General features: G+C 75.6%; 6 protein-coding genes. 1 reads left to right on the forward strand and 5 read right to left on the reverse strand.

Going from position 1 to position 8,467, the window contains the following annotated elements; all coding sequences use genetic code 11:
- Positions 1-136: 136 nt before the first annotated feature.
- The 3 genes from KVT14_RS19240 to KVT14_RS19250 all read right to left on the reverse strand — a co-directional run bounded on the left by KVT14_RS19240 (position 137) and on the right by KVT14_RS19250 (position 2,938).
- Positions 137-499: a DUF948 domain-containing protein gene (locus KVT14_RS19240; RefSeq protein ID WP_147793636.1), complete on the reverse strand. Its 363-nt coding sequence runs from the start codon at positions 497-499 to the stop codon at positions 137-139.
- Positions 500-671: 172 nt separating this feature from the next.
- Positions 672-1,298, reverse strand: coding sequence for a 30S ribosomal protein S4 (gene rpsD, locus KVT14_RS19245; RefSeq protein ID WP_217617134.1), 627 nt, complete (start codon positions 1,296-1,298; stop codon positions 672-674).
- 215 nt (positions 1,299-1,513) lie between these two features.
- Positions 1,514-2,938: a replication-associated recombination protein A gene (locus KVT14_RS19250; protein ID WP_217617135.1), complete on the reverse strand. Its 1,425-nt coding sequence runs from the start codon at positions 2,936-2,938 to the stop codon at positions 1,514-1,516.
- Positions 2,939-3,034: 96 nt separating this feature from the next.
- Between KVT14_RS19250 and KVT14_RS19255 the strand changes: the two genes are divergently transcribed.
- Positions 3,035-5,272, forward strand: coding sequence for an MMPL family transporter (locus tag KVT14_RS19255; protein ID WP_308161174.1), 2,238 nt, complete (start codon positions 3,035-3,037; stop codon positions 5,270-5,272).
- 137 nt (positions 5,273-5,409) lie between these two features.
- Here the strand turns inward: KVT14_RS19255 and KVT14_RS19260 are convergent, their stop codons facing one another.
- Both KVT14_RS19260 and aspS read right to left on the reverse strand, forming a co-directional pair.
- Positions 5,410-6,339, reverse strand: a complete 930-nt coding sequence (locus KVT14_RS19260) for a GNAT family N-acetyltransferase (protein ID WP_217617137.1) — start codon at positions 6,337-6,339, stop codon at positions 5,410-5,412.
- Positions 6,336-8,162 (reverse strand): aspartate--tRNA ligase, encoded by a 1,827-nt coding sequence (aspS, locus tag KVT14_RS19265; protein ID WP_217617138.1) that lies wholly within the window; start codon positions 8,160-8,162, stop codon positions 6,336-6,338. The genes KVT14_RS19260 and aspS overlap by 4 nt, the downstream gene beginning before the upstream one ends.
- Positions 8,163-8,467: the final 305 nt, after the last annotated feature.

The following is an 8,467-nucleotide window of genomic DNA, read 5'->3' on the forward strand; positions in this document are numbered from 1 at the left end:
CCGGCCGCGCCGGCCGCCGAGCCGTCGGCGTGCGCGCCGTGGCCGGCGGGGGCGCCGGTCAGGTCGTCCAGCAGGCCGAGCCGCTTGGCGCCGGCGACCGCCGCAGCGGCGCCGACCGCGACCCAGAGCAGCCGGCTCATCGCCCGGACCGCCCGCGGCCCAGGCCGGACAGCGCGCGCCGCACGCCGTAGCTGAAGGCGGCGACCTTGATCATCGGGCCGCCGACGGTCGCCGCGAACAGCGACGTCAGCGCGGAGGCGTTCTGCGTGATCTGCGCGGCCGAGGTCGTGATCGCGTCCACCCGCTCGAGCTGGGTGTTCGTGGACGACACCGTGGTGGCCGCCTCGTCCAGGATCGGCACCGTGTGCTCGGTGATCTCCTTGACGGAGGTCCGGGTCTCGTCCAGCACCCGCCCGAGCTTCACCAGCGGCACGGCGAGCGCGCCCACCAGCAGCACGAAGGCGATGGCCGCGATGAGCCCCGCGATGTCTCCCAGCATGGCCAGCCCTTCTGCTCGTGCCGGCACCGCGCCGACGACACCGGAACCCTACCCGGCGTGCGGTGTCGCGCCGGGCGACCGGCCGCGCGTGCGGGCCGGGAACGCCGCGACGCCCCGGCGCCGACCCGTGAGGGCCGGTGCGGGGGCGTCGCGGACCTGCGAGCCGGGTGGCTCAGCGGGCGTAGTACTCGACGACCAGCTGGACGTCGCAGGTCACGGGGACCTCGGCGCGCTTCGGGCGGCGCACCAGCACGGCCGACAGCTTCTCGAGCTGGACGTCCAGGTAGCCCGGGACGACCGGCAGCACGTCGCGGTGGGCGCCGGCGGCGGCCACCTGGAACGGCACGGTGGTCTGCGACTTGGGCTTGATCTGCAGGGTCTGGCCCTCCTTCACGCGGAAGGACGGACGGTCCACGATCTTGCCGTCGACCAGGATGTGGCGGTGGGTCACGACCTGGCGCGCCTGCAGGATGGTGCGGGCGAAGCCGGCGCGGAGCACCAGCGCGTCGAGACGGGTCTCGAGGTCCTCGACCAGGGCCTCACCGGTCAGGCCCGGGGCCTTGCGGGCGTCCTCGTACGCACGGGCGAGCTGCTTCTCGCGCAGCGCGTACTGGGCGCGCAGACGCTGCTTCTCGCGCAGACGCACCGCGTAGTCCGACTCGGTGCGGCGGCGGGCGCGGCCGTGCTCGCCGGGCGGGTAGGGGCGCTTCTCGAAGTGCTTGACGGCCTTCGGGGTGAGCGCGAGGCCGAGGGCGCGCGAGAGGCGCACCTGGCGACGCGCACGCGTCACGTTGCTCATGTGGTTCTTCCTGTCGTTTCTCGTACGGCACACCCGTGCCCGGCGAACCCGGGCGGGGCGTGGGGCCGACCTCCGTGCGTCCGTACGAGGCGGACGCGGCTAGGACCCCAGGCGGCCGTCCGGCTGACCCACCGGGATGACCCGGGGTGCGGACGACCGTGCAACTCTACCGGGTGCGGGTCGCTGGGCCTAATGCGGGGCGGTCGACGGCGCCGTCAGCGGTCCTGGGGCGGCGGCGCCTGGTCCAGCACCGACCGGATCCGGCCGAGCCGCTCGCCGACCTGCCGCTCGTACCCGTTCTCCGTCGGGCTGTAGTACCGCGTGCCGACCAGGTCGTCCGGCAGGTACTGCTGCGCGGCGATCCCGTGCGGGTGGTCGTGCGCGTACAGGTAGCCCTTGCCGTGCCCCAGCTGCTTGGCGCCGGCGTAGTGCGCGTCGCGCAGGTGCGCGGGCACCGACCCGAGCCGGCCCGCCTGCACGTCCGCGAGGGCGGCGTTGATCCCGTTGTAGGCGGCGTTCGACTTCGGGGCCGTCGCCAGGTGCACGACGGCCTCGGCCAGGATGATCCGGGCCTCGGGCATGCCGATGAGCTGCACGGCCTGCGCCGCGGCGACCGCGGTCTGCAGCGCGCTCGGGTCGGCCATGCCCACGTCCTCGGACGCCGAGATGACGATGCGCCGGGCGATGAACCGCGGGTCCTCCCCCGCCGCGATCATCCGGGCGAGGTAGTGCAGGGACGCGTCGACGTCGGAGCCGCGCACCGACTTGATGAACGCGCTGATGACGTCGTAGTGCTGGTCCCCGTCCCGGTCGTACCGGACGGCGGCGACGTCGATCGCCCGCTCGGTGGTCGCGAGGTCGACGACCGCCGGGGCGTCCGCGTCGTCGCCGAGGTCGACGTCCGGGTCCGCCAGGCGCGCCTCCCGGTCCGCCAGCGCGGCGCCCGCGGCCGCCTCGAGGATCGTCAGCGCCTTGCGGGCGTCGCCGCCGGACAGCCGGAGCAGGTGGTCCTCGGCGTCGTCGGTGAGCACGACCGCCCCGCCCAGCCCGCGCTCGTCCTCGACGGCCCGTCGGATCAGCGCCCGGACGTCGTCGGTCTCGAGGGGCTTGAGGGTCAGCAGCAGCGACCGGGACAGCAGCGGGGAGTTCACCGAGAAGCTCGGGTTCTCCGTCGTCGCCGCGACGAGCGTCACCCAGCGGTTCTCCACGCTCGGCAGCAGTGCGTCCTGCTGGGCCTTGGTGAACCGGTGCACCTCGTCGATGAACAGCACCGTCTCCGAGCCGTCGGACGCCAGCCGGCGCCGGGCGTCGTCCACGACCTGCCGCACGTCCTTCACGCCCGCCGTGACGGCCGACAGCTCGACGAACCGGCGGCCGGAGGTCGTGGCGACCAGGTAGGCGAGCGTCGTCTTGCCCGTCCCCGGCGGGCCCCACAGCACGACCGACGACGGCGCCGCCCGCCGCGCGGTCGCGTCACCCGGCTCGACCAGCCGCCGGAGCGGCGAGCCCGGCACCAGCAGGTGCTCCTGCCCGGCGACCTCCGCCAGGCTGCGCGGGCGCATGCGCACCGCCAGCGGCGCCCCCGCCGACGGGGCGGGCGTGCCCTGCGCCGAGGTGGTCACCGCGTCGAACAGATCCATGCCCACGAGCCTACGGGCGCCGTCCCACACGCCGCGCCGTGGGACGGATGGGACCGGTGGTGCGCGAGGGGCGTCCGGCCTGCGATGCTGGCCCGCGTGTTCGAGAGCCTCGGCCGCCTGGTCGCCCGCCACCCCCGCCTCACGGTGCTCGTCTGGGCCGTCGTGGCCGCGGGCTGCTTCGCGGTGGCGCTCGTCGGCGTCGGCGGGCAGAACCTGTTCGACCGGCTGAGCACCGGCGAGCCCGTCGTCCCCGGCTCGGACAGCGCGCGGGCGAGCGAGCTGCTCGCGGCCTCGAGCACGTCCGGTGCCTCGCTGAGCCTCGTCGTGCAGGGCGTGGACCCCGCGACCGAGGGGCTGGCGGAGGCGCTGGCGCCGGCGCGCGAGGACGTCGCGGCCGTCGACGGGGTGATCTCGGTCATCGACCCGTTCGTGCTGCCCGACGGGCCCGCCAACCCGGCCGCGGCGCCCCTGCTCGCGCAGGACGGCGACGGGTTCCTCCTGGTCGCCGAGCTGGACCCCGAGCTCTCCGACGACGCGGAGTCCGCGGCGCTCCGCGACCTGCAGGGACGGCTCGCCGACGTCCCGGACGCGCTGCACGGCGTGACCCCGGACGCGACCGGCCTGGTCGGCGGCACCTCGCTGATCGTCTCGGCGATCACGGACCAGGTGGAGCAGGACCTCACCACCGGCGAGGCCATCGCCCTGCCGGTCGCGCTGCTCATCATGGTGCTGGTGTTCGGCGGGTTCCTCGCCGCGGCGATGCCGCTGGCCGGCGCCATCGCCTCGATCGCCGGCGGCCTCGGGTCGCTGGTCGCGCTGTCGTACGTGATGGACGACCTCGAGTCGTCGGTCGTGAACGTCGTCACCGTGCTCGGGCTCGGCCTGTCGATCGACTACGGCCTGCTGATCGTGTCCCGGTTCCGCGAGGAGCTGGGCAAGACCCTGGGCGACGACGAGGGCCGCTCCGCCCGGCGACGGCGCGGCGACGGCGCGGTGGTCGGCGCGCTGCTCACCACCATGTCGACCGCGGGGCGCACCGTCGCGTTCTCCGCCCTCACGGTGGCCATCTCCATCGCGGGCCTGCTGGTCTTCCGCCAGGACATCCTCCGGGCGTTCGGCGCGGGCTCGGTCGCCGTCATCGTGTTCGCGGTCGCCACCGCGCTCACCCTCGTGCCCGCCCTGCTGGTGCTCGCCGGTCGGCGGCTCGCGCGACCGAGCGTGCTCTCCCGGGTGCCCGGCGTGCGCGCCGTGCTCGCCCGGACCGCGGACGTCGAGCACGAGGAGGGCGTGTTCTCCCGGCTCGCCGCGCGCGTGCAGCGGCGTCCGTGGTGGGTGATGGGCGGGTCGCTGGCGGTCCTGCTCGTCCTCGCGACCCCGCTCCTGCACCTCGAGCTGCGCAACTCCACCACCGAGCTGCTCCCCCGCTCCAGCCCGCAGCGCGAGTACGTCCAGGTGCTCGCCGAGCAGTACCCGGCGTCCTCGTCTGCCGCGGTGCCGGTCGTCGCGCAGACGTCCGTCGCCGACGCGCAGGCGGCCGTGCCGCAGATCGAGGCCCTCGACGGCGTCGCGTCCGTCGACGCGCCCGTCGCCCGCGGGTCGGTCGTCGTCATCGGCGTGCGCCCCGAGTCGTCCGACCCGGGCGGCGCCGACACCCAGGCGGTCGTGCACGAGCTGCGCGACCTCGACCTGCCGTTCGACACGTGGGTCGGCGGCCAGGCGGCGAACCAGATCGACTTCACGGACGCGCTCGTCGACCGCGCGCCGTGGGCGCTCGGCATCGTGGCCGTCGCGACCCTGGTGCTGCTGTTCCTCATGACCGGCTCGGTGCTCGTGCCGGTCAAGGCGCTGCTGACCAACGTCGTGTCGCTGTGCGCGTCCCTCGGCGTGCTGGTCTGGGTGTTCCAGGACGGGCACCTGTCCGGGCTGCTGCAGTTCGACCCGACCGGCGGCATCGAGACCTACGTGCTGGCGCTCGTCATCGCGTTCGCGTTCGGGCTCGCCATGGACTACGAGGTGTTCCTGCTCTCCCGGATCAAGGAGCTGCACGACGCCGGCGCGCCCAACGACGTCGCCGTCCGGCTCGGGCTGCAGCGCTCCGGGCGGGTCATCACGTCCGCCGCGGCCATCATCATCGCGGTGTTCGCGGGCTTCGTCGCCGGCGAGCTGCTCGTGATCAAGGAGGTCGGCTTCTCGCTGGCCGTCGCGGTGCTGATCGACGCGACGCTGGTCCGGCTGCTGCTGGTGCCCGCGACGATGACGGTGCTCGGCGACCTGAACTGGTGGGCCCCGGCGCCGCTGCGCCGCCTGCACGCCCGCCTGGCGATCACGCACTGACCCGGGGCGCCTCGCGCGGCGGGGCGCCGCGCCCCGCGAGCGAGTAGCCGGCACGTCGAGCGAGCATCCGACGACTACTCGCTCGACGTGTCGGTTACCCGCTCGGCGATTGGCCCGCGCGCGCGGGCGCGGCGGCGTCAGGCGCCGCGGGCGCGCAGGGTCGTCAGGCGGTGCACGGTGCGCAGGCCCAGGCGGTGGTAGATCCGCCGGGCGCCGTGGTTGTCGTCCCACATGCCCAGCGACACCCAGTCGGCGCCGTCGGCGAGCAGCGCCCGCACCGCGCCGGCCGTCAGCGCCGCCCCGAGCCCCTGGCCGCGCTCGCCGGGCCGGACGCCGAGCCCGTGCAGGTGCGCGGACCCGCGCCCGCCGTGGCGGCCGGCCCGGGGTCCGGCGCCGATCACGCCGCCGAGCCGCCCGGACGCGTCGAACGCACCCCACCAGCGCTCGCCGGGGCCCGTGGGATCGGCGTCGGTCGTCGGGTTCGCGTCGGCGAGGCAGGCGCGGATGGCGGCGGCGTCGGCGCGGGGGTCGAGCTCGCGCAGCCGGGACTCGGCGGCGACGGGCGCCGGGGCCTCCTCCGTGACGAGCCACTCCCAGCCGGTGCGGTTCGGGGTGAGGCCGAGCGCGGCCACCTCGGCGGCGCGCAGCAGGCCGAACGCCTCGGTGTCCACCCAGGCGAACCGGTGCCCCGGGCGGGCGTGGGCGCGCAGGAGCGCCGCGACGGGCTCGGCGGGACCCACGGCCAGCAGCATCGTCGCCCCGGGTCGGTGACCCGGCTCTCCCGGGTCCGCGACGGCGCGCCGCACGAGCAGCATCGCGTCGCCGTCGGCGTGCACCTCGGCGGGGTCCCAGCCGCGGCGCTCGTCCAGCAGGAACGGGTCGCGCGCCCAGCGCTCCGGCAGCGCGGGCGCACCGGCCGATCCTGCGGGTGCGGACGCCCCGGCAGAGCCGAGGCCCGCGGTCCGCGCCGCCGGCCCCGACGCGGCCGACGGCCCCGGCGCAGTGCGCGCGCCGGGGCCGTCGGGGTGCTGCGGGGTGCCGTCGGCCGGGTCGCCGACGCGCGTCACTGCTGCGCGGCCGCCGAGGCGTCCGCGACCGGGGTCTCGGCGGGCGTGCCCTGGGGCGCGAGGTCGGACGCCTTCGGCTTGGCGTCGACGCCCGCCTCCTTGCGCTGCTGCGCGGTGATCGGGGCCGGCGCGCCGGTCAGCGGGTCGTAGCCGCCGCCCGACTTCGGGAACGCGATGACGTCGCGGATCGACTCCGAGCCGGTCAGCAGCGCCACGATCCGGTCCCAGCCGAACGCGATGCCGCCGTGCGGCGGGGCGCCGAACTGGAACGCGTCGAGCAGGAAGCCGAACTTCTCCTGCGCCTCCTCCTCGCCGATGCCCATGACCGCGAACACGCGCTCCTGGACGTCCTTGCGGTGGATACGGATCGAGCCGCCGCCGATCTCGTTGCCGTTGCAGACGATGTCGTAGGCGTAGGCCAGGGCCTCGCCCGGGTCCTCCTCGAACCGGTCGACCCACTCCGGCGTCGGCGACGTGAAGGCGTGGTGGACCGCGGTCCACGCGCCCTCGCCGACGGCGACGTCGTCGTCCTCGCCCGTGGGCTTGAACAGCGGCGCGTCGACGACCCACACGAACGACCAGGCCGACTCGTCGAGCAGCTCGGCACGGCGGCCGATCTCGAGGCGGGCCGCCCCGAGCAGCGCGCGCGCCTCGGCGGGCTTGCCGGCGGCGAAGAACACCGCGTCGCCCGGCTGCGCGCCGACGGCGGCCGCGAGGCCCTCGCGCTCGGCGTCGGTGATGTTCTTGGCGACCGGGCCGCCGAGGGTGCCGTCCTCGCCCACCGTGACGTACGCGAGGCCCTTGGCGCCGCGCTGCTTGGCCCACTCCTGCCAGGCGTCGAACCCGCGGCGGGGCGTCGAGGCGCCGCCGGGCTGGACGACCGCACCGACGTACGGCGCCTGGAACACCCGGAACGGCGTCTCGGCGAAGTACCCGGTGAGCTCGACCAGCTCCAGGCCGAACCGCAGGTCCGGCTTGTCGGTGCCGTACTTCGCCATGGCCTCGGCGTAGGTCATGCGGGCGATCGGCGTGGGGATCTGGTAGTCGATGAGGCCCCAGAGCGCGACGAGGATCTGCTCGCCGAGCGCGATGACGTCCTCCTGGTCGACGAACGACATCTCGACGTCGAGCTGGGTGAACTCCGGCTGCCGGTCGGCGCGGAAGTCCTCGTCCCGGTAGCAGCGGGCGATCTGGTAGTACCGCTCCATGCCGCCGACCATGAGCAGCTGCTTGAACAGCTGCGGCGACTGCGGCAGGGCGTACCAGGAGCCCGGTGCGAGGCGGGCCGGCACGACGAAGTCGCGGGCGCCCTCGGGGGTCGACCGGGTCAGCGTCGGGGTCTCGATCTCGACGAAGTCCTGGGCGTCGAGCACGCGGCGCGCGGCCTGGTTGGCCTTGGCGCGGAGCCGGATGGCCTTCGCGGGCTCGGGCCGGCGCAGGTCGAGGTAGCGGTGGCGCAGGCGCGCCTCCTCGCCGACCGGCTCGTCCAGCGACGAGGACACCTGGAACGGCAGCGGCGCGGACTCGTTGAGCACCACGACCTCGTCGGCCGTGACCTCGACCTCGCCCGTCGCCAGGTGCGCGTTCTCGTTGCCCTCGGGGCGGCGGCCGACGGTGCCGGTCACCTGGAGCACGTACTCGGCGCGCAGGCCGTGCGCGACGGCCTCGTCCCGGATGACGACCTGGGCGATGCCCGAGGCGTCCCGGAGGTCCACGAAGGCGACCCCACCGTGATCGCGCCGGCGATCCACCCACCCGGTCAGGGTGACGGTGGTGCCGATGTGCTCGGCCCGCAGCGAGCCGGCGGTGTGGGTGCGCAGCACGAGGAGTCCTCTCCGGTGTCGGGGTGCTGCCCGTCCGAGCAGCCCGGCGAGTCTACTGCCGACCGACCCGGCGCCGTCGCGGGGATACTCCCTCGCGGGGCGCGGCGCCGTTCTCCCGGGCGCTCGTCACGACCCCGGCCCGCCCATGGCCGGGCCGCCGGCGGACCGGCGTCAGAACAGCGCGGGCTGCACCGCCCCGAGCAGCGCCCCCGCCAGCGCGCCCTCGGGTGTCTCGGCGCCGCGCCCGCCCGCGGGCCGCACCCGCCACGGCGGCGGCGTCGGCGCCCGGTGGGCCTGGGGTCGGC

This window comes from Cellulomonas sp. GbtcB1, assembly GCF_019091725.1.
Taxonomy (GTDB): Bacteria; Actinomycetota; Actinomycetes; order Actinomycetales; family Cellulomonadaceae; genus Cellulomonas.